This is a genomic window from Actinomyces israelii, from assembly GCF_030253495.1.
Classification (GTDB): domain Bacteria; phylum Actinomycetota; class Actinomycetes; order Actinomycetales; family Actinomycetaceae; genus Actinomyces; species Actinomyces israelii.
Map to the genome: position 1 here is coordinate 131985 of NZ_CP124548.1, position 24248 is coordinate 156232.

Below are 24248 nucleotides of genomic sequence, written 5' to 3' on the forward strand. Positions count from 1 at the left end.
CTGACCCGATGACCATGACGACGAGCCCGGCGAGGACGCCGGGCGGCGACGTCCCGCGCCTGCGCCGAGGGGTGACGCTGATCGTCGGGATGGACGACCAGCCGATGCTGTTCGACTCGACGTCCGGCGCCTACCACCGCCTCGGGAAGGCCGCCGCCTTCATCGTCAACCAGTTCGACGGGTCGCGCTCGCTTCCCACCATTATCGACCAGCTCCCGCAGCAGATCGACGACGCCGGCAGGCAGCGCATCACCCGCCTCGTGGAGTACCTGCGCTCCAAGAGCCTCCTGGAGGGCGGCGCCCCTCCCCGGGTCGTGCCGCAGGAGCGCGTCCGCAAGCGCGCCGACGGCCGCCACGTCGCGCCCCCGCACGTCGGCAAGCACGAGCAGATCCACCCGCCCCGCTGGAGCGGCAACTGGATGCTGCCGCGGTTCATGCTGATCCGCAGCTACCGCCGGGCGGTCGCCCCCGTGGCGGCGGCGCTCCACCACCTGCCGGCGCGCACGCTCGGCTGGCTGTTCGTCTTCGCAGCGGCGGGCGGCTACGCCGCAGGCGTGGAGAGCCTCATCCACCTGTCCGGCGGCCCCCGTCCGGCCGTATCCGTCTACTTCATCGCGGTCGCCATCCAGCTGGTGAGCATTGTCGGGCACGAGTCCTGGCACGCGATCGTGGCCGGCTACCTGGGGACCCCCGTGCGCGGCCTGGGGGTGGCCTTCATGTTCTGGGTGCTGCCGATCGCCTACGTGGACCGTACCGACTCCTACCGGGTGCGCTCGAAGCTCGGCCGCGCCATGCTCGCCTTCGCGGGCATCTGCTCCGACGGCGTCGTGTGCGGCGTCGAGGCGGCGGTGGCCGCGGCGTCCACGGGCACCGTGCGGCAGGTGGCCCTGACCCTGTGCGCCTTCCAGCTCACCATGCTCGTCACCAACCTCAACCCCCTCACCCAGTCCGACGGCGTGGCCACGGTCGAGGCCCTGACCGGCTCGGTCAACCTGCGCGGGCGCTCCATGCTGGTCCTGCGCTGCGCCCTCACGCGCACCCCGCTGCCCCCGGCGCTGGCCCGCATGCGGCTGGCCGCGCGCGGGGGATACTTCCTCTACGGCCTGGCCTGCGCGCTGCTGAGCGTGGTCGGCACCGTGTTCGGCGTCATCTGGCTGGGCTTCATGGTGGTGGGCATTGTGAGAGGAGTGCTCGCATGACACGCATCGACTCCGGGGCCGGCGCTCAGGCGGCGGCCGGGTGGGCCGGGCCTCCGACGCCAGTCGGCCTGGCCGGTTCTGCGGCGGTCCGCAGCGCCATATCGGGTTCGGCGGGCTCCGCGCCGCCCTCGTCCGGCCCCGCGGCTGCCCGTGCGACCGGGCAGGCTCCGCCCGGCCCCGCGGCGGCCCCGGCCGCGTCCGGGCGCTCGCCCGCCCCGGCGGGACCCGCGGCTACGGCCGGCCCGCCCGGCCCGGCGACGGCAGCGCAGGACGGACCCGCCGCGGCTCCGGCGTCGGCCGGCCCCACGGCGGCGCCGGCCGCCCTGCTCCCCGCGCTCGCGCGCCTGGGCGGCCTGCCGGAGTCGGCGGTTCCCGCACCCGAGGACGCCCTCATCGGGGCCCTGGACCGGCTGCGCCGCCTTGAGAAGGACATGGCGCAGGCCGGCGACCGGCTGCTCGACCCCCTGTACCGACTCATCCCCGACCTGGAGCGCGATGAGCGGCGGGCGGTCCTGCACGCCAAGCGCAGGGTGTTCCAGGGGCGCGTCAGCGGCCTGACGCCGCGGGTGCGGGGGAGCCTGCCCGCCGACGTCGGCGCCATGCTCTCCGCCTGGGACGACCTGGTCGCCCAGCGGCACGCGGAGCACGCGCGCCTGGAGGCGGCGGTGACCGCGGACCTGGACCGCAGCCGTGCTGTGCTGGCGGCCGGGCTCGACGACGCCGACTACCTGCGCGCCGTGGCGATCGCCGCCCCAGCGCTGGTGGCGGCGCTGACCAGGCGCGGGCGCAGGCTCGACGACTCCCGCGTGCTGCGGACCCTCTACTCCCTGGCGACCCGCACGGCCCTGAAGGCCAGCCCCTTCGCCGGCCTGACCACCGTCAGCGAGGCCGGCAGGCCTGCTCGCGGACGCCGCCGCTGCACGGTGGCGCTCCACCTGGCCCACGGGATCCTCTCCACGACGGCGCGCGACCTCGATCCCGACGGCCTCCTGCGTCTGGAGGCCGCCCCCGTCAGGGACGTCGTCGGCCCCGACGAGGGGGAAGGGGAGCCGACGCTCGCCGTCGTCGCCGAGCACGACTACGCCGACGGCCTGGTCTTCCGGCGCGAGGAGGTTCAGCCGGCCCGGTGGCTCGCCGTCGCCCATGACCGGCTGACCGGCGGGCGGTCCGACGCGGCGCCGGTGAGCGTGAGTGAGGCCGCCGGGCTCGTGGGCGGGCGGGCGCCGCACCTGCGCCTGCGCCGCCTGCTCGCCTCCGGGGCCGTGCGCCCCCACGCTCCGTGGCCGCGCGGCGAGGACCCCTTCCCCGCCCTGACGGCCACGCTGTCGGACGCGCAGCGGCGCGCCTGGGGCGAGGACCTTGAAAGGCTGCAGCGGCTCGGGAGGATCGTCGCGGTCGAGGACGGGCCGGGGCGGGCGGAGCTGCTCACCGACGTCCAGCGGCTGGCGCGGCGCATCTTCCCCGACGGCGAGCTGGGGGGAAGGCCGAGCGGCCTGCTCTACGAGGACTGCGAGTCGCGGGGGCAGTGGGCTGACCCGATGGAGGTAGCGGGCCTGCGCCACGACATCGAGACCCTGGCCGGTCTCGTGGACCCGTGGGTGACCCGCTCCCACATCTACGACCTCATGGTGCGCCGGTACGTCGCCCGCTACGGGCGCGGCGGGGTGTGCGAGGACCCGCTCGCCTTCGTCATGGCCCTGGCGCACGCCCCCGACGGCGACTCGGAGATGCTGGGCGCGGCTGCGCAGGACATGAGCGCAGGGCCGGACCCCGAGCGCGCGGCCATGCCCGGCGGCGTCTCGGCCTCGCCGCGGCACATGGGCGCCTACCTTCAGCCGGTCGGCGGCCCGGAGGCGCTCGGGACCGGGCCGGGGGCCCCGGGGGCGAGCGTGGCCCTTGGAGCGCCGGGCGCATCCTCCAGGGCGCCGGGCGCAGGGCCGGGGGCGCCGCGGGCCTCCCAGGGCCTGACGGTGGTCAACGCCTTCACCAACGGCAACGGCGCCCTTCAGGCCCGCTTCCACCGGCTGCTGGGACGCGGCTACCGCGCGCGTCTGGCGCAGGGGATCCGCGCCGCCTGGGGAGTCGAGCGGGTGCTGGAGATCCAGGCGGCCACCGACTGCAACACCGCTCAGGCCGCCTCCTGTGGCGTCCTGACCCCGCTCGGCCTGCCCGGCGAGCCCGCGGCGCCGGACGCCGTCGCCCTGAGCTCGCTGCGGCTCGCCCACGACCCGCGCACCGACACGCTGTTCCTGGCCGACGCCCATGGGCCGGTGGGGCTGGCCTACCTCGGGCTCATTCCGCAGTACCGGCTCGGCGGGTACCTGTCCTGGCTGGTCCTGCTGAGCGACCCGTGGGCGCGCCTGGCGCCCCTGGCGGACCACTGGAACAGTCGTCGTCTTGAGATGACCGGCCCGCTGCCCGATGCGGCGGTTCACGCCCCGCGCGTCACCCACGGGCGTCTGGTCACCCGCCGGGAGTCCTGGACCTTCCCGGCCGGTCAGGTGACCGGGCTGCTGGACCGCGACCTGGCGGCGACCCTGCTGAGGGTGGCGGACCTGCGCGAGCAGTGGGGCATCCCGGCGGAGGTCTACGTCCACCAGCACCTGGGCGCCCGGGCCGAGCCCGGCGCCACCGCCGACGAGCACAAGCCTCGGTACGTGGACCTGCGCTCGCCGGTGTCCCTGCTGGCGCTGCGCGGCTGGATCGACTCGGCCGCCGAGCACCTGAGCCTGGTCGAGGCGCTGCCGGCCAGGGACGAGCTGGCGGGTACTACGCCTGCCGGTGAGCCGACCGTACTGGAGTACCTGGTTGGCGTGCAGTGGCCCAAGAGCGAGGGGGACGTGCGGTGACGGCGGTGCGGGAGCGGGACGACGTCGGCGGGGGACCGACTGCCGGGGGTGTGGCGGGCGGTTCGGAGACCACGGCGGCCGCGGTTGGCCCGGGTGCGGGGCTTGCCGGGGCCGGGAGCGGGAGCGGCCTGGGCGCAGGGCAGGCCGGGGCTTCGACAGGCCCGGGCCCGGCCGAGGACCACCCGGCCGCCGCGGTTGGCCCAGGAGCAGCCGAGGACCGGCAGGTCGACTGGTTGTACGCGCGCATCTACTGCGGCGGCGGGGACGACACGGATGCGCTGCTGCCCGGGATTGCGCGGTGGGTCGATGAGGCCCGCGCCGACTGGCCGATCCTCTCCATGCACTTCCTGCGCTTCATCGACCTGCGCGGTCACCACGTGCGGCTGCGGCTGCAGGCCGACCCGGATGCGCTGGATGAGCTCTTCGAGCGCCTCGACGTCCTGGACGCCACCGCACGGCGGGCGCGGGTGCGCGTGCTCGAGCGCCTCGTCCCCGACCCGATGACCGCCGCCGGCGGCACCGACGGGCGGGCCGGCGTGGCGTGCTCGGTGTACGGGCCCGAGTACGACAAGTACGGCGGCCCGGCGGGAGTGGAGGAGGCCGAGCGGCACTTCGACGTCTCCAGCCGCTGGTGCCTGGACAACCGGGTGTGGACGGCGCCCCGCCCGCTGCCCAGGGTCGCCCTGGCGGCCCGCTTCCTGGCGCACGCGGCCGCCGTCGGGGTGCTGCCGCCGGCCGAGCTGCTGGGCGCCCACCTGCGCACGTGGGGGTCGCGGCTCCCCGAGCGTCTGCGCGACGGCGCCGCGCTCGGCGCTGTGGTGCGGCAGGTGCTCGGGTGCCGCCTGGAGGAGGTGCCGGGATGGGCGCGTGCCGACGAGCTGACCGGGCGGCTGGCCGACGACGCCGGTCGCACCGTGCGCCGGATCGGTGCGGGCCCCGGCGGGCGCCGGGCGCTGGACGTGCTGCACATGGACGCCAACCGCTTCGGCGTCAACCCCGCTGAGGAGTGCGTCGCCGGGGTGTGCGCCCGCTACCTGCTGGGTGCGGGCTGAAGGCGCGTCGGGGTGTGCCGGCCTTGTGCTGTTCCCGCTCCCGCGCTGCTCCTGCTCCCGCTCCCCGGCGTCGAGATAGACATTTTCGTATGAGGTAGACGGTGTCACCGTCTACCTCATACGAAAATGTCTATCTCGACGCAGGTGGGGCGCCGCGCGTCAGTCGTCCAGGTGCGCGACCAGCTGCTCGGCCAGCCCCGTGTAGGCCGCGGGGGTCAGGGCCAGCAGCCGGCCCTCGACGTCGTCGGGCATGCCCAGGCCGGAGATGAACTCGCGCATGGCCTCCGGCGTGATCCGCCGCCCGCGCGTGAGCTCCCTGAGCCGCTCGTAGGGGTCGGCCATGCCTCTCGCCCCGGCCACGGCGGCTGCCCGCATGGCCTGCTGCACCGGCTCGCCCAGGACCTCCCAGGCGGTGTCGAGGTCCTCGGCCAGGCGCGCCCGGTCGACGTTGAGCCCTGCCAGGCCGCGGCGGATGTTGTCGATGGCCAGCAGCGAGTGCCCCAGGGCCACCCCGATATTGCGCTGCGTGGTGGAGTCGGTCAGGTCCCGCTGGAGGCGCGAGGTCACCAGGGTGGCCGCCAGCGTGTCCAGCAGGGCGCAGGAGATCTCCAGGTTCGCCTCCCCGTTCTCGAAGCGGATCGGGTTGACCTTGTGCGGCATGGTCGATGAGCCGGTGGAGCCCTGGGCGCTCAGGCGCTGGCGGAAGTAGCCCAGGGAGATGTAGGTCCAGGCGTCGGTGGCCAGGTTGTGGGCGATGCGGTTGAAGCGGGCGATGTCGGAGTAGAGCTCGGCCTGCCAGTCGTGGGACTCGATCTGGGTGGTCAGCGGGTTCCAGGTCAGCCCCAGGGACTCCACGAAGCCGCGGGCCACCGACTCCCAGTCGGCGCCGGGCACGGCCACGACGTGCGCGCCGTAGGTGCCGGTCGCCCCGTTGATCTTGCCCAGGTACTCGGCGCCCTCCACGCGGCGCACCTGGCGGCGCAGGCGGTGGGCGAGGACGGCGAGCTCCTTGCCGAGCGTGGTGGGCGTGGCGCTCTGGCCGTGGGTGCGCGAGAGCATCGGGGTGCCCGCCTGCCCGCGGGCGAGTGCGGCCAGGTCGGCCACGAGCCCGCGGGCGGCCGGCAGCCAGATCTCCTGCACGGCGGCGCGCACGGTCAGGGCGTAGGCGAGGTTGTTGATGTCCTCGGAGGTGCAGAAGATGTGGACGATCTCGCCCACGCCCGGCAGGACGGTGGGGGCGCCGTCGGCGGCCCGGACGCCGGGGGCCTGGGCGGCGGCGTCCAGGCGGCGCTTGAGCAGGTACTCCACGGCTTTGACGTCGTGGCGGGTGACGGCCTCGATCTCGGCCAGCTCGGCGATCTCCTCGGCCCCGAAGCCCTCGACGACGCCGCGCAGGTAGGCCTTCTCGGAGTCGCTCAGCCCGGGCGCGCCAGGCAGGACGCCGAGGTCGGTCAGGTGGATGAGCCACTCAACCTCGACCCGCAGGCGGGCCCGGTTGAGGGCGGCCTCGGACAGGTGGTTGACGAGCGGGGCGGCCACCGCGCGGTAGCGGCCGTCAAGGGGGCCCAGGGCGATGGCGGGGGACACGGCGGAGAGGTCGACCATGCGCTCATTGTGGCAGGCCGACGGCGGTGCCCGCGGAGGGGAGGGTCTGTTGGTGGTATCCGCGGCGGGTTGGGCCGGTGCTTGCGATGCGCGCCCTCGGGGCGGCTTGTCTACAATATAATATATGGTCCAATATGGCCGGAATTAAACAAAATGGCATTCTGAGGCAGCTGCTGCGGGATTCCTGGTTGGTGTTTGCGGAGAATCTCGCATGAGGATTGCCTCGTGCAGGTCGACATGACGGATGAGGAGCGGGGCATCCTCATCAGGTGGAGGAAGCGCTCGGACGCTCTGCAAGCCGGCGGGGACTGAGGGCGGAGGCAATTCTGTACACTGCCTGTGGCGTCGGCCTGGTATTACCGCGGAGATGGTCGAGCGGGCCGAGGAGACGGTACGCGAATGGCTGTCGCAGTGGCGGCAGGCCAGGCTGAGCTCCGTGGTAACCGGTCACGCCGTGGGCGAGAACGAGGCAAAACTCAAGAGAGCTCGCAAGCAGGTTAGTGACGGCAAGACCTGACGCAGCAGCAGTAAGCTCTGTCCCGCCTGCGCATTACGTTCTTTCGGCGGCGGAGCGCGGGAGGATGATCACGCCGTCGTCGTACGGGTTGTCGCCGAGAACTGCGTGGATTACACCGTCGGGCTTCGGGCCGTCCTTCTCCCGGATGTCCTCAATGTCAAGCTTGTTGTACTCGAGCATGGACAGGTAGTACTCCAGGAAGTCCTTGTACCGGTCCATGACCTCACCTCCCCACCATGCGACGGCGCCTTCTGCGGGGGTACCGGGGCGCCCGAGAAGGGCCACGTCGTTCTGGGTCTCTGAGGCCGCCACGGTGAAGTAGTCGGCAGCTACGACACCATCTATAGCCATGGACTCCACGCACTCGGGCAGATCCAGGGGGATTCGCCCGGCATCGTACAACGGTCCACCCAGAAGGTCGTCGGTGGAGAAGATCGTCATGTCCTGGTAGAAGCACGGCCAGCCGTTGGAGGCCAGCAGGAAACCGCGGTAGGACTCCGGCAGGCGGAAGCCCAGGGTCTCCTCGGTGCGCGCCACCTCCTCCTCCGTGGCCCGCACATGAGGCAGGGCGTAGTCCCAGATGCCCTTCCAGTCCGCTTTCATGCGCTCCTGGGTCACTTTCCACCCCAGTCCGATATAGTCAGGCCACGTCATCCACTGCTCGCCATCAAACCCGGTTACCTTCGCATGCGGTTGAAACGACTTGTATGTCACCAGAGCCACCGATTCCTGATCCCCCAGGTCTGGTGATTCCGTCAGCTGACGACGACGGATAAGGCGGTAGGAGCAACTGCGGTACGCTGACGTCTGGTCCCGCCACCTTGGCGGAAAGAACAAACTCGACAGCAAAGAACCGCACCAGTCAGGCTCCTACCAGTAGATCAGTTGGCCAGCACCTGCGGGATCGCCTCATCCAGGTACCATGTCCAGAACGCCCGACGAGCCGGCACGTCGGTCTTCTCAATCGGCATCCAGTTCGGGGCGTGGGCTGCCGCTCCCGCGCAGCAGTAACTCGGCTCAAGGGTGTCTGGAAGCAGCTCATCGTCATCCGTTTCGTCGTCTGCAATATTGTAATCAGGATTGCGATAGCATGCTGAAATCACCGCATGTGAGACTCCTTCAGCAACAAGGGTGGCTGTCTTTGCGGCAAAATCTGCCTCTGTCGTCTTGTCGAGTACATGAACAAGAAAACTCTCTGCGTGAATCTGTGATTGCTTTGGATCGGCCTGCTGGTTGATGAGCTCCTGTGCCAGGGTGAGCATCTCCTCGACCCTGCTATCACCGGGGAAGGCCCGGTCCCAAAGATGTTGCACGTGGCGCACACATGTCATCTTCAGCTCGATCCGGTGCCGGTATGAGGCCTCGTCGTCCTGGGGGTCCAGCATGGCCTCCCAGATCCGCCTGCGGGTTCCTAGGGTCAGGATCGCCTTGTCACTGGCGGCCAGCTCGGCCCGGCCGGCCTCGATCTCCCGGTTCACTGCGTCCATGTCAATCATGACACCCTCCTCATCCGTTGCTCTCCAGCGCCATCCGATCCGAGCATAATATCGATCGGTTGCGTCATGATGTTGTTCAAGGCTTTACCACTGTGCCGTCGGGGTAGAATATCCATGTCCCATCCGGGTCGGTGACGTACCAGCATCTCCCCTCGTGCTGGGCGAGCCTGCTGAAGCAGCCCGGACAGTCATCGCAGAGCTCCTTCGCTACACCGATGGCCGGCTCCTTGGCCGTGATCGACTCCTGCCGCTCCGCGTGCGAGGCATAGTACTGCCCTGGAACGCCGTTGTCTCTCATACCGGCGCGTTTGACGGGGTGGCCGATCTCCTCCTGCTTGGCGAGGACCTCATCGACATTGGGCTTCTGGAAACCCGTCTTGGGACGCCTATTCTCGCTCCAGCCACTGAGAGTCTGACTATGGTCCGACGAAGTCGCCTTATCTTTATAGTCTTTGTTTTTTCCGATATTTGTCTATGGGTGTTTTGTGCGCGTTGCTGGGCTTCCTGGGAGCGTCTGGTCATCTCGGGGTCGGGGGTCTTGTCTCCGCCGGCGGTCCCGTGTCCGGTGCCTCCTCCGCCGTGGCCTGTGCCTCCGTGTCCTTTGCCGCCTCCGGTGCCTTTACCGCCGCGTCTGCCTCCTGTGCTGCCTGTGCCGCTGTTGTGGCCGGTTGTTCCTGCGCCTCGGCCGCCGCGCGCGCCGTGCGTGCTCCTGCTGGCACCTCATTTCGCGTGGTGACAGTGAAAGAACTGGCCGCCCTGGCTAGCCACTCCTGGCTAGCCACTATGGAGGGCGTGTCCTTACCTTCGATCGTCCCTTCGCCTCCCGGTGCAGAGATGCGGTTATCCTCCCGCTCAGGGGCGGGAACTGTTCAGTGAGAGGGTCGTACCGCTGGTCACGATGGCTCATTGTGGCAGGCCGACGGCGGTGCCCGCGGAAGGGAGGGTCGGCTGGGGCCGGGCGCACCGAAACGTTGCAGACCGCAGTCGACGTCGGGTGCGCGAGCCTCGGGCACCCGGGAGAACGCCGGGGAATCGGCGCTCCGCGGGCGGGCCCGACGAGGGGCGCCGCGGCGAAGGGCGCGACGCGCGCCGACGGGCCCGGCGAGGGGACCGGCGTCGGCGGACCTCCACGGAAAGCGCGCCGAGCCCGCGCGCCGACGGGCCGCTACCTGTCTCCGCTGATGCGGTCCCACAGGTCGCCCAGGTTCCTTCGCAGGCCGCCGGAGTCGCCGTCGCCCTGGCCGTCGCCCGCGTCGGCCTCGCCCGGGCCCGGGTCCTCGGTCGGCGCGCCGCCGGGACTCTGCTCGGACGACAGCGCGGTCACCGCGGCGGCCGCGTCGACAATGCCGGCTCCGCAGGCGTCCCGGTCGCAGGAGGTCAGCGGCTGGGACGCGTCCTGCAGGACCGTGGTGGCCTTCGCCGTCGTGAGGCCGGGATCCACGGACTTGAGCAGCGCGACCGTGCCGGCCACGTGCGGGGCGGCCTGGCTGGTCCCCGCCATGAAGACGTAGGGAGGGGAGTCGGGGGCCGACTGCTGGCTCAGGGAGAGGATGCCGCTGTCCACGTCGGGGTCGCCGCCGGGGGCCGAGACCTCGACGCCGGTGCCGTAGTTGGAGTAGAAGCTGCGGGCGCCGTTGCCGTTGGAGGCGCCGACGGTGATGACGTTCTCGCAGCCGCCCGGGCTCACGCCGCTCACGTCCTGGTCCTCGTTCCCGGCGGAGGCGACGATGATCGACCCCCGGTCCACGGCGTCGTCGATGGCCTTCTGGAGGTAGGCGGGGCAGGTGCCGGAGCCGCCCAGGCTCAGGTTGATGACCTGCGCGGGGTTCGCGTTGTCCGGAGCCCCCTTGACGCTGCCGCCCGACGCCCAGGTCAGGGCGTCAATGAGGTCCGTCCCGCCGCCGCAGCGGCCGAGCACGCGCACAGGCAGGATCTTGGCGTCGGGGGCGACCCCGGCCACGCCGGTGCTGTTGTCGGTCGAGGCGGCGATGATCCCGGCCACGTGCGAGCCGTGCCAGGTGGACTTCGTCTCCTTGTTGCCGTTGCCGCAGGCATTGGCGACGACGCCGTCGCCCATGTCGGTGGGGTCGTCGTCGCGGCCGTCGTCGTCCCCGGCGATCCAGGAGTCGGAGATGAAGTCGTAGCCGGGCAGGAGCTGCCCGCCGATGTCCGGGTGGTCGGGAAGGATGCCGGTGTCGAGGACGGCGACGGTCGCTCCCCTCCCGGTGGACTGGGACCAGGCGCTCGTCGCGTTGACGCCGTGCCGCTCGGCGGTCAGCCCCCACTGGTAGCCGAAGTACTCGTCGTTGGGCGTGCCCGCGCTGGTGTCGAGCGCCGTCACCCGCAGCTCGGGCTCGGCGGTCTCGACGGAGTCGGAGGAGGTGAGGGCGTCGATGAAGGTCCGTGACTTCTCAGGGGTGAGCGCCTCGCTCAGCTTCACGGTGGTCAAGCCCCCCACGTGGGCAGTGGCCTGCTCGACGACGACGGATGCCTGCTCTGCGGCGGCCCTGAGCGCGTCCTGGTCCTTCTGGGGCAGAGAGCCGATAATGTCGACGCCGTAGGCATCGACGGAGTCGATGAGGCTGGCGGCCTCGGAGCCCTTGGCCCAGGTGATGACGAAGCGGTCGGAGGAGGCGGCGGCAGCAGTGGCGGCGGGGCTCGCGGGGGCGGGCGCCTCCCCGGACCCGCTCGTCGAGGATCCGCTGGAGGAGCAGGCGCTGACGACGCAGGTGAGGGCGAGGGAGAATGCGCAGAGGAGCGCCAGGAGTGCTGGGCGCCTTCGGGAGACAGTCCTCATTGGGCGGTCCTTGGGTCGGTGAGGGCCCCGGTGAGGGACCTGCTCCGGTTGCGGAGCACCCTGAGTCTGGCACAGGAGCGGAGGGATTCAGATGGGCAGCAGTCCCCGCCGGGGCGCGCTGCCCGGCCCCGGTGCCCCTCGTGGTCCGCGGCGAAGGTGCAGATGGTGTACAGACGCTCATTGACGGCGGACTCGCCGTCGCGCGTGCCGAGCTGCTCCACGCTCGGCCCCCACAGGCCGCCCGCGCCCCTGGCGGCCCGGCTCAGGCCATCGGGTCCCAGCTGGGAAGGATGATCGGCCCGGCGTCCAGCGCCGCGCGGACCTCGGGCGGCAGGCGCCGGGCGCGCACGACCACCTGGTAGACGTACTCGTCGAACCAGGAGTCGTTCATGGTGTGGAAGCCCTTCTCGCCGACCTTGTCGCCCCAGGAGTTCTCCACCCGCCAGCGCCGCGGCGCGCCGTCCACCAGGTCCACGCCCGTCAGGCACATGGCGTGGGTGAGCGCCGACTCGCGCGCCACCAGCCGCTCCGCCTTCGTCATGGACAGCTTCACGCCGTACAGGCCCTCGTAGTCGTGCAGGGCTGCGTCCCAGACGCCCGACTCCTTGTCCCGCTGCTTGGCGACGTCGCAGGCGAACCACACCGGCTCCCCGTCCTGGATGGCGGCGACCGCCGCCGCCTTGAGGACGCCCAGCTCGGCGGTGACGTGCTCCTGGGTGGGTTCGCCCACCATGAGGTCGGTGCGGTCGATGCCGAACCGGGTGTTGAGAGGGATCTCGGGGCGCGGGTCGTGGGCCACGACGACGAACTCCTCCAGCCCGGAGACGTAGCGCCGGGCGAACTCGACCGGGGTGAGAGCGCCGACCCGGTGGAAGACCTTGCCCCTGTCCCGGTACTGCCACACGAACTCGGCCGGCGGGGCGCCCAGGTGGATGACCAGGACCCGGTGGACGTCCGCCAGCGCCGCCGCCCGGATCGGCTCGAGCTCCTCCCCGGCGGCCGCCGCCGCACGCAGGCGCAGGACGGTGCGGCGCAGCAGCGTGGCGAGGTGATCGTTCATGGCCTCCGAGCTCGTCGCCGAGTCCGCATCCGGCATGGCGTAGTGGGGGACCATCCCGTACTTGGCCACGAGCCGGGCGAACTCCGGCCACCAGCCGCCGTCGCCGATCGGGTCGCGCAGGGAATCAGCCACCTCCCGGTCGTCGAGCGGGCGCTCGGCGTCGCCCACGGCGCGGGCCAGGAACGCCGCCGCCTTCTCCAGCTTGTCGTAGAAGTAGACGAAGCTCTGGCTCAGCTCCACCGACTCCAGGTTCAGCTCTCTCATCAGGGCGGCCCGCAGCACGTTGAGGCCGGCGAAGGCCCAGCAGCGCCCGGAGTGCTTCTGGTCGGTGACGGCGGCGTCGGGGATGAGGTCGGAGACCGAGGTGTCGATCGAGGTGAGGATCGCGCGGTCCAGGGTGAGTCTTTCGACGTCGGTGGTGGCGACGGCGTTGCCGGCGACCCGGGCGGCGGGATCGGCGAGGAGGGCGGCGTTGCGGGCGGCGACCCAGGAGGGGTCGACGGCGTGGGGGTTGGTCATGGCGCGAGGGTAGCGCCGTCGTCCTTCATTGCCGGCCCCATGGCCCGGCCCTGGATCCGGCCCCATGGCCCGGCCCTGGATCCAGTACGCCTGCGCCTGCACCGCCTTGCGGGACAGGCCGGAGCCGATGAGGTGGCGGCGCCTGCCGGGGCGCACGGCGCCCTCCCGCGCGGCCTCGACCGGGGACGGCGCACGACCCCGATCGTCGCCCGCCGGAGCCGGGACGAGCCGGGCGGCTCGGGGCCCGGTGATCTAGGCTCGGGTCCATGGGGTTGTTCAGTGACTGGAGGGCCTTCCACCGCGCCATCCGCGCGCACGGCGGGGGCCTGCGCATCCTGAAGGAGGCGGCGAGGGATCTGGCCTCCCTGAAAGAGCCGATGGAGGGGGTGGCCCTCCCGGAGGGGGCGGTGGAGGTGGTCGCCCCGGAGGGGGCGGTGTCGACCGAGGACGTGGACCGGGACTTCGAGACCGAGTGCTGGGGCGCGCTCGATGCCCTCGCCGAGGCGGGCGGCGGCACCGTGGTCGCCATGGGCATGGGCGGCGAGCGCCTGGCTCTCCTCCTGGAGCACCTTCTCCCCGACTACCGTGCCGGCCTCGACGTCGTCGCCGTCGAGGAGCGGGGGCCCGCTGCGGCGTCGGCCCGCGAGCGCCTGGGGCCCCTGGGCGCGCGCGTCGAGGAGCGCGCCGACGCGGGCTCCCGGCTGCCGCTCGCCGACGGCGGCGCGCGCCTGGTCATGAACCGGCTCAAGGCGCTCAGCGTTCCCGACGTCGTCCGCGTCCTGGCCCCCGGCGGGCTCCTGATCACCCAGCAGGTCGACGACGCCGGGGCTCCCGGGACCCCCGATATCCCCGTGGCCTCCGAGGTTCCCGGAATCCCTGGGACCCGTGGCCGGCTCGACGCCCGGGCGTCCCGCCCGAGCGTGCGCCTGAGGGCGATGACGGCGGCTCTGAGCGAAGCCGGGCTGATTGTGGAGAGCACTTCGCAGTGGTCGAGGGCCGTGGACGTTGACAGCGCGGACGAGCTCGCCGCCGACTGGGGCGCGGTCCACCCCGGCGCCCCCGGGCCCGACCGCGCCGCGGTGCTGGCGCGCATCCGCGAGGAGTCGGGCGGCGGCCCGGTGCTGCTGGTGGCCCGCCGCTTCTGCATCCGGGCCCGCCGGCCGTCCTGACCGCGAGGCGGGCGGCCTCGGGCCGTGTGGGGCGGGCGGAGCCATTGGGCCCGGATGCCCGGGACCGCCCGGATGGTGCCGGCGCGGGCGGGGCCGTCTCAGGTCAGGCCGAGCTCGGTGCGGGCCCGGGCGGAGATGCGCTGGAGGACCCGGACGGCGGTGCGCAGGTCGTCGCCGTCGACGCCCTCGCACAGGGCGAGCAGCTGGGACAGGTGCGCCTGGGCGGCGCGCGCGACGCGGTCGAGGACCTCGGGGGTGCAGCGCACGCGGATGACGCGGGCGTCGTCGGCCTGCCGCTCGCGCACGACGTAGCCGTCGGCCTCCAGCCCGTCGACGAGACGGGTGACGGCGCGCGGCGTGACGTCGAGGGTGCGGGCGAGCTCGCTCATGGTCGGGCTGCCGGAGCGGGCGAGGAGCATGAGCAGCTCGACCCGCGAGGAGGACATGCCCCACTCCCTCTCGGCGTAGCGGTCGCGCAGGCGCCGCAGCAGGCCGCCGAGGGCGCCGACCGTCGTCGTCGCGACGATGCCCGCGACCCGGTCGGACATGGAGTCCGCGTCGGTCCAGGGGGCGCCGGCGACGACCTCCGCCAGCAGGGGGCTGAGCTCGACGGCGCGGTCAGCGCCCTCGGGGAGGCGGGGCGCCTCCAGGGGCCAGCCCTCGTACTCCTTTGGCGGGGTGCGGGGGGCTTCGTGCGGGGTCCGGGCGGTGGTGGTCATGGTGCGAGTCTGCCTTCCGTGGGGGCGGCGCGGGGCGGATGGGCGCGGCCGGGCACGATTGAGCGGGCGGGGCCGGCGGGCGGGCGCTTCTGGATGCCGGGCGCTGGCTGACGGAGGCCGCCGGCGTGCGGAGCGTCACGCACACCCACATTGTAGTTACCGAGGTAAACATCTAATGTATTTACCGCGGTAACAAACGAAGGGATCTCACATGACACGCACAGCTCTCGCGCGCACTGCGCGCTCCGAGCCGTCGGAGGCGCCCGGACGGGCGCGCCCCGCCGCCGGCACCGCGGCGGCCGGCGCTGCCGCCGGCACCGGGGAGACCGATGGCGGCACCACCCGCTCGCGCTTCCTCGCGGTCTTCTCCGGCCTGCTCGTCGCCATGCTGCTCGCCAGCCTCGACCAGACCATCTTCTCCACGGCCCTGCCCACCATCGTCGGCGAGCTCAACGGCGTCGAGCACCAGCTGTGGGTCACCACCGCCTACATGCTCACGGCCACCATTATGATGCCGGTCTACGGCAAGCTCGGCGACCTCCTGGGCCGCAAGAACCTGTTCATCGGCGCCATCAGCATCTTTCTCGCCGGCACCGTCGTCGGCGGCTCCGCGGCCTCCATGGCCGCCCTCATCGCCGCCCGCGCCATCCAGGGGCTGGGCGGCGGCGGCCTGATGATCCTGTCCCAGTCGATCATCGCCGACGTCGTCCCCGCCCGGGACCGCGGCAAGTACATGGGGGCCATGGGCGCCGTCTTCGGGCTGTCCTCCATTATCGGCCCGCTGCTCGGCGGCTGGTTCACCGAGTCCCTCAGCTGGCGCTGGGCCTTCTGGATCAACGTGCCCCTCGGTCTGGTTGCCGTCGCCACGGCCGTGATCTTCCTCGACCTGCCCAGGCGCCGCCTCACCGTCGCCATCGACTGGCGCGGCATCGCCACCATGGCCGTCGCCACGAGCGCCATCATCCTCATCTGCGCCTGGGGCGGGCACACCTACGCCTGGGACTCCGCGCAGATCCTCGGCCTGGCCGCCGTCGCCGCCGTCGGCGCCATCGCCTTCGTCGCCGTCGAGCGCAGGGCCGAGGCGCCGATCATCCCCCTGCACCTGTTCGCCTCGCGCAACTTCAACCTCGCCACCATCGCCGGGATGATCATCGCCATCGGCATGTTCGGCGCCATCTCCTACATGCCCACCTACTTCCAGATGGTCTACGGCTACTCCGCCACCCAGGCCGGGCTGCTCCTCATCTCCATGGTCTCCGGGCTCATGGGCGCCGCCCTGCTCACCGGTAACCTCGCCTCGCGCACCGGCCGCTACAAGTGGATGACGATCGCCTGCGCCGTCGTCTCCGCCATCGGGCTCGGCCTGCTGTCCACCATCGAGGTCACGACGAGCGTCCAGGTGCTGTGCACCTACCTCTTCGTGCTCGGAGCCGGCATCGGCCTGGGCATGCAGATCTTCATCCTCATCGTCCAGAACTCCTTCCCCGACCGCGAGGTCGGCGCCGCCACCGCCGCGAACAACTTCTTCCGCGAGATCGGTGCGACCCTCGGTGCGGCGATCGTCGGCTCGATCTTCACCTCCAACCTCACCTCGCTCCTCACCGAGCGCATGAGCGAGGCGGGCATCGATCCGGGCCGCTCCGGCGCCGCGATCTCCGGCCTCACCCCAGCCATTGTCAACGCCCTGCCCGAGCAGCTGCGCGCGATCGTCACCTCCGCCTACTCCGAAGCCCTCACCCCGGTCTTCGGTCACCTTGTGCCCCTGGTCCTCGTGGCCCTCGTCGTCGTGTGCTTCATCCGGGAGGTTCCGCTGCGCACGAGCGTCGAGGAGCACTGAGCGCGGATCGGTGCCGGCCGGGAGCGGCGGGGTCCTGCCGGAGCACGCTGGGGCGGCCGGCCGCGGGCGGTCCGGTCGGCTGCCCGGAGCCGTACCGCTCATGCCCGCCCGGTCCCCTCTGGGCCCGGGCGGGCATGAGCACGGAGCCGCTGGATGATCGATGCCGGGGGCGCGGGCCGGGTCAGGTGAGCGGCGGGCCCCAACGTCAACGGAGGTTCACGTTGGGAAGGTACGTTCATGTTCCGGCGTGCTCCACTCGGACGCCCGGACGCCGGGGGCCGCGTGCCGCCATCGGCGTTGACGGCACGCTCTGCGCTCTTGATGGGACGGTCTCGGCCGGAAAAGGTGGCTCTCACGCAGTTTTAAGGTGACCGGTGCTGTCGTGCTCATTGAGGATCGGCGTGATTCCGCGGTTCTGCGGCGGAGCGGCGGCGCCGGCCAGTGCTAAAAGTGCGTAGGAGCCACCTTTTTGAGGGGCCGCAGCGCCAGGCGGGCGCCTCGAAGCAGTCCCGACGAGAAGAAGCCGCAGGCCCAGAATCAATCATTCGGGGGCGGGACCGGTCGCGACCACTTGCCGATGCGGGCGGCGGCACCGTGCTCGACATGGGCACAGGCGGGCGCCTGACCCTCCTCCTGGAGCCGTTTCACCACCGAGCGCCGCGCTCGCCTCGACGCCGTCGACGCTGCCCGAGTCATGGCGTCCGGCGGGATCCTGGTCACCCGGCAGGTCGACGGCACCGGGGCCTCCGAGGTCCACGACTGGTTCGGGATCCGGCCACGCTATCCGGATGCGTGCTTGGCGGTGGTGACAGCCGCTCTGCGCGCGGCCGGGCTGGAGGTGGAGAGACCGGGCAGCGGTCTGGTGCGGCTGACGGCCCGTCGCTTCCGCATTCGGGGCCGCCAGCCGTGCTGACCGCAGTGCGGGAGGGGCTCACCTGCAACAGGCGCCCCGCCGGGCTCCTCGGGCCGATCTCGGTGCGGAATATGGCCGATCTTGGCGGAAGAGGACGACGCCGCCCACCGGCCCGGTTTGCGCCCCGCCGGAATCGATCATCTAGTCTCGCCTCCATGAGTGAGCGCCAAGAGCAGTGGGAATCGCGTTATGCCGCCGTCGATCGGCTGTGGTCCGAGCAGCCCAACGACTGGCTGCCCGAGCTCGCCGCCGCCTGGGAGCCGGGGCGCGCCCTCGACCTGGGCTGCGGGGAGGGCGCCGACGTCGTCTGGCTCGCCGAGCACGGCTGGGACGCCACCGGTGTTGACCTGTCGGCCACCGCCATTGCCCGCATGGAGGCCGGGGCCCGCGGGCGCGGCCTGGGGGAGCGGGTCCACGGCGTCGTCCTCGATGTGACGCACGAGGCGCTGCCCGCCGGCCCCTTCGACCTCGTGGCCGCCTTCTACGTCCACGGCGGTCCCATGCCCGGGTCGCTCGACCTGGTCGAGCTCCTGGCCCAGGGGGCCGGGCTCGTGGCTCCCGGGGGGCGCCTGCTCACCGCCGTCCACTGCACCAACCCGCCCTGGCACGGCAACCACGCGCGCACCTACACCCCCGACGAGCTGCTCGCGGGTCTGGCCGGGGCGACGCGGGGCTGGCGGGTCGAGGCCGGCCAGGAGCGGTGGCGGGAGACGATCGGTCCCGACGGCGAGGCGGGGCGGCGCTCCGACGCCGTCGTCTGCCTGCGCCGGCCAGTCTGAGCGGGGCCCCACAGGGCCGCTCGTGCGCACCCTCCGGCGGGCCGTTCACAGGGAGTCTGCAGGGAGTGGGCGGCCGGTCGTACCGTCCAGCCATGACCTCTTTGAACATCGACTTGGCCAGGGACGACGTCGCCACCGGCGTCGGACTTGTTCCCGCCACCGTACCCGACAGCTGGACGGGGGGCGCGTCGGCCGCCTGTCAGACGCAGCTCGACACGCTCCGCACCCTGCTCACCGGACTCGATTCGCTTCTTGACACGGCCGACACCGCCATGACCGCGCTCAAAGACGCAAGCGCCGGGTAGGGGGCGTCGGTGAGCACCGCAACACTGTCCCAGCCTGCGCAGGGAGATGTCTGCGATCCGGGCCAGGCCCTTCTCGACGCAGACCAGGCGATTCAGAGCTCCAGGGATCCGTTCCCCGAGATGACCCTGGGCGACGCGATAGTGCCCTGCGGCAATGAGGCTCCGACGAGCCACTACTTCAGCCCGCCGACCGCGGGCGACGGCGACGGGTCGGCCTCCCTGGCCTGGCCCGGAATGACGGCCGGGGTCACCGCCGTCGTCTCGGGAGGCACCTATGCGGTCGATACCGACGCCCTCAGCGGCTTCGCCACCGCGCTCACCAACGCCGCCGGCCACCTCGACGACGCCCGTACGCATGCTCTCGACGCCGAGGCCGAGGCTCGGGCCGCCGTCGCCCGGCCCGAGCCGGACAAGGACACGTCGGACTCCCAGGGCGGCGGGTCGTTCTTCAGCGGGTTCCACTGGTCCGACCCCATGTGCACCTCTGGATTCGGCAACACGGGGATCGCCTCCTGCGGCAGTCCTTCGTCGTACTCGACGTCGAGCTTCGAGGCCCTGCGCACCGCGGCGCTCGACGCCGTCGCGGCGCTGACGACGGGAGCTGGCTCCCTCCAGGACGTCGCGGAGTCGCTGCGCGCTCTCGCCGCCGACGTCACGGACTGCGTCAATGTCTACAACGGCGCCGAGTCCGGTGCGGCGCCCAGCGGCGCCGGGGCCTTCGGCGCGGCCACCTGGGGCGTGTTGGGAATGCTCCTGATGGCGAGCTCGCCCGCGGGGCTCCTCCTTCTTCTTGGTGCCGGCTCCGCCGCCACCAACCCCGATCTGACCAAGTACGCCGATGGCGACCTCGCCGACGTCCTGGACGACCTCACCGCCGTCATGTCCGATGACGACCTCGCCGAATGGGTGCAGACCGACCTGCTGAAGATCGCAATGCTGGTGGACTACGCCAGGAACGCCAAGACCGGCCGCGAGACGGCGGCGATCGAGGCCTACCTGACCGGCGTCGCGCAGCGCCTCGACCCCGAGATCAGCGCGAAGCTCCCCGAGGAGCTCACGACCGACGGCGGTCAGAAGGTTCCCACCTCGTCGCTGACCCCGATGGAGCGCATCGTGTACTACATGTCCGCGCTCTCCGCGGACGTGGCCGCCAGGCGCTTCGGCGACCCGACTGATCTCACCCTCACCGTGCACGGCGGCTCCTCCCTGACCATCCCGCCCTCCGGGCGCGATCCGATGGCCTGGGGCGCGGACGTGCCCGCTCTCAAGAAGGCCGACGGGCGCGCGGCGGACGGGGTGAAGGTGGACAGGCCGCTGGGCACGGCCGCGGACGTCATCCGCTACAGCGACTCCCTCAAGGCGCAGGACGACGACCCCTCCAGCGGCGTCATCTCGATCGTGCGCACCACGCACGCCGACGGCACGAGCTCGTGGCTCGTCGTCGTCCCGGGCACGACCGACTGGGGGCTGGGCGGCAGCAACCCGCAGGACCTGCTGACCAACCTGCAGGCCGTGGCCGGTGCACCCAATGACATGGAGAGCCTGGTGGCCGCCGCCATGCGCCGAGCCGGGATCGGCCCGGATGACCCGGTGGGGATCTACGGCCACTCGCAGGGGGCCATCGTTGCCAGCAATATCGCGGCGGACCCCACCGTCAACGAGCGGTACAACGTCACCACCCTGCTGACGGCTGGCGGGCCCACGGCCGGGGCCGACCTGCCCGACAACGTCAATGCGCTGCACCTGGAGAACGGCGCCGACGCCGTCCCCGCCCTCGACGGTGCGCCCACCCCGCGCACGCCCACGCGCACCGTCGTCACCCTGGACACCACCGACTCCGACCTCGAGGGGTACCCGCACGGGAGTCTTGTCTACGCTGACGCCGTCGAGGGCATGAGCGGGGATCCCGCGATCGATGCGTGGACACACCGGCTCGAGTCGCTCACCGGCACGGACGAGAAGGGGGCGACGACGAGCGCGTTCGTCTTCGACATCGCCCGTCACACGACTGGTGCGCCCAGCCAGTCCGGCTCCAGCTCGCGCTTCTGAGCGGAGTCCGCCCAGGCGGGTGGGCCGGCCCAGAGCGCTTACTACGCTCCTTTGTCCCTTACTGTACGAGGAAAAGGGGCGTAGTAAGGGACAAAGGAGCGTAGTAAGCGCCAGGTGGGCGGCGGCGGGATGCCGGGCCGGCCGGGCGGAAGCCGCGCGCCCCGGAATGTTTCAGTCGTCCTGCCTGCGCGGGCCGAGCACGCCCACTACCAGCGCCGAGACGATCGAGATCAGGATCGAGGCGAGGATTGCCGTTCCGAACGAGCCCACATGCAGGCCCAGGGTGAGGCCCGCCTCTGCTCCGACGCCGACCAGCCTGTCCGTGATGGCGCTCGTCAGCAGCAGCATCGCCCCGTTGACGATCAGGGCGAACAGCCCGAACGTCAGGACGTACAGCGGGAAGGCGACGAACTTCGCCACGGGCTTGATCAGCGAGTTGACCAGCGCCAGGACGAGGCCGACCACGAGCAGGTTCATGACGGTCATGAGCGTCGTCGGCGTGCCCGGAACATCCATCCCCTTGATGAGGGTGACCGCCAGCCATAGGCCGGCCGCATTGCCGATCGTGCGTACAAGAAGCTCCATGCGTTCATTCTTCCACTCGCGCCTGAGACGCGGCTGTGCGCGGCACGCAGGCCGCTCGCGCGCCTGGGTGGTCGACCTCGGCCTTCCGGCATTCCGCGGCGACGGCACCACCGCATGCGACCGGCGCCCCCGCGCGGGCCCGGTCTCCCCGCCGTCAAGCGTGTGAAGGGCGACAAGAAGTAGGATGCCCCCCCGCGGGCCCGGTCTCCCCAGGCGACCAGCATCACCCCGCCCCGCGCCCCGGTGGGAGGATGCGCCCATGAGCAGCGCTGACACGCCCGTCCACATCCGCGACGCCGTCCGCTCCCTGCCCGGCTACGTGCCCGGGGCGCGCCCGGGCGGCGGCCGCACCGCCAAGCTCTCCAGCAACGAGCTCCCCTTCCCACCCCAGCCCGCGGTGCTGGAGGCCTTGACCGCGGCCGCCACCGGCGCCAACCGCTACCCCGAGATGACGGCGGACTCCCTCGTCGCGGCCCTCGCCCGCCGGCACGGGGTCGACGCCGAGCAGGTCGTCGTCGGCAACGGGTCGGTCGCCCTCATCCAGCACCTGCTCGACGCCGTGTGCGACGAGGGGGACGACGTCGTCGTGCCGTGGCGCTCCTTCGAGGCCTACCCGATCTGCATCGCCGTCGCCGGGGCGCGGGCCGTCAAGGTGCCGCTGACCGCCGACGGCCGCCACGACGTCGCCGCCATGGCCGCGGCCGTCACGTCGCGCACCCGCGCGATCATCGCCTGCACGCCCAACAACCCGACCGGGCCGGCGCTGAGCGGCGCCGAGCTGGCCGCGCTGCTCGACGGCGTTCCCGAGCGGGCGGTCGTGCTCGTGGACGAGGCCTACCTCGACTTCGTCACCGACGACACCGTGGGGGACGCGCTGACGCTGCTGGATCGCCACCCGAACCTGGTCGTGTCACGGACCTTCTCCAAGGCGCACGCCCTGGCCGGAATGCGGGTGGGCTACCTCGTGGCGGCGCCCGCGATCATCGACGCCGTCCGGGCCGTGGCGACGCCCTTCGGGGTGGGGGTCGCGGCGCAGGCGGCGGCCATTGCCGCGAGCCGGCCCGAGGCGCTGGCCGAGACGGCGCGGCGGGTGGACGCGGTGGCCTGCGAGCGGGAGCGCGTGGTGGCGGCGCTGCGGGGGCGGGGGTGGGTCGTGCCCGAGACGCAGGGGAACTTCTACTGGCTCGGCGTGGGGGAGACGACGGCGAGCCTGGCGGAGCACTTCGCGGCCTCCGGGGTGCTTGTGCGTCCCTTCGCCGGGGAGGGTGTGCGCGTCTCAGTGGGCGCGCGCGAGGAGAACGACCGGGTGCTCGCGGCCGCGGCCGCCTGGGAGGGCCCGCGTGGCTGATTTACCTATTTCCGACTCGGCGAGTTAGGGCGGGGTGGCCGACGGCGGCCGCGGCTGACCGCGGGTCGCGTGCCCCACGCGCCTCAGGCGGTGGCGATCGAGACCAGGAAGACCACCTCGAGCACCACCTCGACCAGCCCCATCGTCCCGGGGCGCAGCGGTCGGTGACGCTTCCTGACCAGCCTCCACTGCCACAGCGGCATGACGAGGGACCGCACCGCCAGCACCACCCAGAGCACCGCGTGCAGCCACGGCAGCCACCCGCCGGCCGCCAGCCACACGGCCGCCGCCGCCACGACCGCGTGCGCCGCGACCGTCCCGCCCAGGAGCCGGTTGTTGAAGCGCTCCCGGATCATCGACTTGATGTAGGGCACCGTCCCGCAGAAGTACGCCGCCGTCGACGCCGTCACCAGCCACATCCACGGCCAGCCGTGCAGCTCCCCGTTGGGGCTCGCGCCGGGCAGGGCGGCGGCGTTCCCGCCGGTCCCGAGGAAGCCGCCCGCGCCCTGCACGGCCAGGCTGTAGGTGACCGCGGCGATGAGGCTCGCGGCCGCCGTCGTCGCCAGCCCGGAGGGCAGCGAGCGCTCGCGCCCGCGCCACACCTCCCACAGCGCGATCGCGAGCAGCGGCAGCATGGGCACCAGCCACTGCAACAGGTAGGGCGCGGCCACCAGGGTCGTCAGCCCGAGCACGCCGGTCCAGGCGGTGTAGACGATCAGCGGCACGAGGAGCAGCGCGCGCTTGCGGGCGGACCGGGTGCGCAGCCACTGCGACCAGGCCCAGTAGGTCAGGTAGGCGCCCCACCAGGACGGGATGAGCAGCAGGTTGACCCAGCTGAAGCCGCCCACCACCCAGCCGACGATCGCCGGCATGACCAGCATCGACCAGGCGCCGTGCTGGCCCGGGACCCAGGCGCGCCGGCCCGGCTGGCGGCGGATGTTCTCCTGCTTGCGCCGCTCGGACTGGACGAAGGTCTCGCCCTCGCGCGTGCTGGTGGGGCGGCGGGGCCGGCCGGTGGCGAGCAGAATGTCGTCGTCAGGGCCGGGCCGGGACTGCTGGTAGGGGATGCTGGTGCGCGGCCGCGCTGCGCTCTCGCCCCCGCCCTCGCGCGTGCTGGTGGGGCGGCGGGGCCGGCCGGTGGCGAGCAGAATGTCGTCGTCAGGGCCGGGCCGGGACTGCTGGTAGGGGACGCCGTGGTGCGCCTCCTGCTCCTGCTCGACGGCGGCCTCGCGGGCCGGGGCGTCGTCTTCTGGTGCCGGGTCGCCGGAGACGTACTCGACATGGCGGTCGGAAGGATCCGAGGGGCGCTGCTGGGTCACGACAGGCAGCCTACTGAATCCGCGAGGCCGTCAGCGAGAAGGCTCAGGGCGGGCGGATGGAGCATGTGGGGCGGCTCGGCTCGGGCGCGCGCAGCACGCGCCGGGGCGGAGGTCAGCGCAGGCCGTAGATG

The 24248-nt window shown here is 72.2% G+C and carries 18 protein-coding genes; 9 read left to right on the top strand and 9 right to left on the bottom strand.

The window, feature by feature from the left end:
* Positions 1-8: 8 nt before the first annotated feature.
* The 3 genes from AIF0345_RS00580 (at position 9) to AIF0345_RS00590 (ending at position 5100) form a co-directional block, all read left to right on the top strand.
* Positions 9-1199, top strand: a complete 1191-nt coding sequence (locus AIF0345_RS00580) for a PqqD family protein (RefSeq protein WP_285296825.1) — start codon at positions 9-11, stop codon at positions 1197-1199.
* Positions 1196-4048, top strand: a complete 2853-nt coding sequence (locus AIF0345_RS00585; protein ID WP_285296826.1) for a lantibiotic dehydratase — start codon at positions 1196-1198, stop codon at positions 4046-4048. The genes AIF0345_RS00580 and AIF0345_RS00585 overlap by 4 nt, the downstream gene beginning before the upstream one ends.
* 233 nt (positions 4049-4281) lie before the next feature.
* The gene (locus tag AIF0345_RS00590) at positions 4282-5100 is read left to right on the top strand and encodes a lantibiotic dehydratase C-terminal domain-containing protein (RefSeq protein ID WP_311136099.1); all 819 of its coding nucleotides are present in this window, start codon (positions 4282-4284) and stop codon (positions 5098-5100) included.
* A gap of 159 nt (positions 5101-5259) precedes the next feature.
* On the opposite strand, the gene purB is transcribed toward AIF0345_RS00590, so the two are convergent.
* From purB to AIF0345_RS00620, 6 genes are all read right to left on the bottom strand, one after another.
* The gene (purB, locus tag AIF0345_RS00595; protein ID WP_285296827.1) at positions 5260-6705 is read right to left on the bottom strand and encodes an adenylosuccinate lyase; all 1446 of its coding nucleotides are present in this window, start codon (positions 6703-6705) and stop codon (positions 5260-5262) included.
* 550 nt (positions 6706-7255) lie between these two features.
* Positions 7256-7876 carry an SMI1/KNR4 family protein gene (locus AIF0345_RS00600; protein WP_052375177.1) on the bottom strand — a complete coding sequence of 207 codons (621 nt, stop codon included), beginning with the start codon at positions 7874-7876 and terminating at the stop codon, positions 7256-7258.
* Between the two features lie 227 nt (positions 7877-8103).
* On the bottom strand, positions 8104-8718 hold the full coding sequence (locus AIF0345_RS00605; RefSeq protein WP_285296828.1) for an Imm5 family immunity protein: 615 nt from the start codon (positions 8716-8718) through the stop codon (positions 8104-8106).
* Positions 8719-8794: 76 nt separating this feature from the next.
* Positions 8795-9184 (bottom strand): hypothetical protein, encoded by a 390-nt coding sequence (locus tag AIF0345_RS16835; RefSeq protein WP_449701836.1) that lies wholly within the window; start codon positions 9182-9184, stop codon positions 8795-8797.
* A gap of 699 nt (positions 9185-9883) precedes the next feature.
* The gene (locus AIF0345_RS00615) at positions 9884-11515 is read right to left on the bottom strand and encodes a S8 family peptidase (RefSeq protein ID WP_285296829.1); all 1632 of its coding nucleotides are present in this window, start codon (positions 11513-11515) and stop codon (positions 9884-9886) included.
* A gap of 262 nt (positions 11516-11777) precedes the next feature.
* Positions 11778-13094: a C1 family peptidase gene (locus AIF0345_RS00620; RefSeq protein WP_311136107.1), complete on the bottom strand. Its 1317-nt coding sequence runs from the start codon at positions 13092-13094 to the stop codon at positions 11778-11780.
* Positions 13095-13360: 266 nt separating this feature from the next.
* Between AIF0345_RS00620 and AIF0345_RS00625 the strand changes: the two genes are divergently transcribed.
* On the top strand, positions 13361-14263 hold the full coding sequence (locus tag AIF0345_RS00625; protein ID WP_285296831.1) for a class I SAM-dependent methyltransferase: 903 nt from the start codon (positions 13361-13363) through the stop codon (positions 14261-14263).
* A 98-nt stretch (positions 14264-14361) separates the two neighbouring features.
* Here the strand turns inward: AIF0345_RS00625 and AIF0345_RS00630 are convergent, their stop codons facing one another.
* Positions 14362-14982: a MarR family winged helix-turn-helix transcriptional regulator gene (locus tag AIF0345_RS00630; RefSeq protein WP_285296832.1), complete on the bottom strand. Its 621-nt coding sequence runs from the start codon at positions 14980-14982 to the stop codon at positions 14362-14364.
* Between the two features lie 211 nt (positions 14983-15193).
* On the opposite strand from AIF0345_RS00630, the gene AIF0345_RS00635 reads away from it, so the two are divergent.
* The 4 genes from AIF0345_RS00635 (at position 15194) to AIF0345_RS00650 (ending at position 20865) form a co-directional block, all read left to right on the top strand.
* Complete coding sequence (locus tag AIF0345_RS00635) at positions 15194-16819, top strand: MDR family MFS transporter (protein WP_285296833.1); 1626 nt, start codon at positions 15194-15196, stop codon at positions 16817-16819.
* A 1068-nt stretch (positions 16820-17887) separates the two neighbouring features.
* Positions 17888-18511, top strand: a complete 624-nt coding sequence (locus AIF0345_RS00640) for a class I SAM-dependent methyltransferase (RefSeq protein WP_043563244.1) — start codon at positions 17888-17890, stop codon at positions 18509-18511.
* 92 nt (positions 18512-18603) lie between these two features.
* The gene (locus tag AIF0345_RS00645; protein WP_268917222.1) at positions 18604-18816 is read left to right on the top strand and encodes a hypothetical protein; all 213 of its coding nucleotides are present in this window, start codon (positions 18604-18606) and stop codon (positions 18814-18816) included.
* Positions 18817-18825: 9 nt separating this feature from the next.
* On the top strand, positions 18826-20865 hold the full coding sequence (locus tag AIF0345_RS00650; RefSeq protein ID WP_285296834.1) for a hypothetical protein: 2040 nt from the start codon (positions 18826-18828) through the stop codon (positions 20863-20865).
* 171 nt (positions 20866-21036) lie between these two features.
* Here AIF0345_RS00650 and AIF0345_RS00655 read toward each other — a convergent pair whose 3' ends face one another.
* Positions 21037-21450: a phage holin family protein gene (locus tag AIF0345_RS00655; protein ID WP_268917224.1), complete on the bottom strand. Its 414-nt coding sequence runs from the start codon at positions 21448-21450 to the stop codon at positions 21037-21039.
* Positions 21451-21709: 259 nt separating this feature from the next.
* Between AIF0345_RS00655 and hisC the strand changes: the two genes are divergently transcribed.
* A complete protein-coding gene (gene hisC / locus AIF0345_RS00660; RefSeq protein ID WP_285296835.1) occupies positions 21710-22798 on the top strand; it encodes a histidinol-phosphate transaminase in 1089 nt (362 codons plus the stop codon).
* 83 nt (positions 22799-22881) lie between these two features.
* Here hisC and AIF0345_RS00665 read toward each other — a convergent pair whose 3' ends face one another.
* Entirely contained in the window at positions 22882-24117 is a 1236-nt protein-coding gene (locus AIF0345_RS00665) for a YwiC-like family protein (protein WP_285296836.1), read from the bottom strand.
* Positions 24118-24248: the final 131 nt, after the last annotated feature.

Coding starts and splice junctions, on each gene's coding strand:
- AIF0345_RS00580 (WP_285296825.1), top strand. CDS start 9: ATGACCATGACGACGAGCCCGGCGAGGACGCCGGGCGGCGACGTCCCG.
- AIF0345_RS00585 (WP_285296826.1), top strand. CDS start 1,196: ATGACACGCATCGACTCCGGGGCCGGCGCTCAGGCGGCGGCCGGGTGG.
- purB (WP_285296827.1), bottom strand. CDS start 6,705: ATGGTCGACCTCTCCGCCGTGTCCCCCGCCATCGCCCTGGGCCCCCTT.
- AIF0345_RS00600 (WP_052375177.1), bottom strand. CDS start 7,876: ATGACGTGGCCTGACTATATCGGACTGGGGTGGAAAGTGACCCAGGAG.
- AIF0345_RS00605 (WP_285296828.1), bottom strand. CDS start 8,718: ATGATTGACATGGACGCAGTGAACCGGGAGATCGAGGCCGGCCGGGCC.
- AIF0345_RS00615 (WP_285296829.1), bottom strand. CDS start 11,515: ATGAGGACTGTCTCCCGAAGGCGCCCAGCACTCCTGGCGCTCCTCTGC.
- AIF0345_RS00620 (WP_311136107.1), bottom strand. CDS start 13,094: ATGACCAACCCCCACGCCGTCGACCCCTCCTGGGTCGCCGCCCGCAAC.
- AIF0345_RS00625 (WP_285296831.1), top strand. CDS start 13,361: ATGGGGTTGTTCAGTGACTGGAGGGCCTTCCACCGCGCCATCCGCGCG.
- AIF0345_RS00630 (WP_285296832.1), bottom strand. CDS start 14,982: ATGACCACCACCGCCCGGACCCCGCACGAAGCCCCCCGCACCCCGCCA.
- AIF0345_RS00635 (WP_285296833.1), top strand. CDS start 15,194: ATGACACGCACAGCTCTCGCGCGCACTGCGCGCTCCGAGCCGTCGGAG.
- AIF0345_RS00640 (WP_043563244.1), top strand. CDS start 17,888: ATGAGTGAGCGCCAAGAGCAGTGGGAATCGCGTTATGCCGCCGTCGAT.
- AIF0345_RS00645 (WP_268917222.1), top strand. CDS start 18,604: ATGACCTCTTTGAACATCGACTTGGCCAGGGACGACGTCGCCACCGGC.
- AIF0345_RS00655 (WP_268917224.1), bottom strand. CDS start 21,450: ATGGAGCTTCTTGTACGCACGATCGGCAATGCGGCCGGCCTATGGCTG.
- hisC (WP_285296835.1), top strand. CDS start 21,710: ATGAGCAGCGCTGACACGCCCGTCCACATCCGCGACGCCGTCCGCTCC.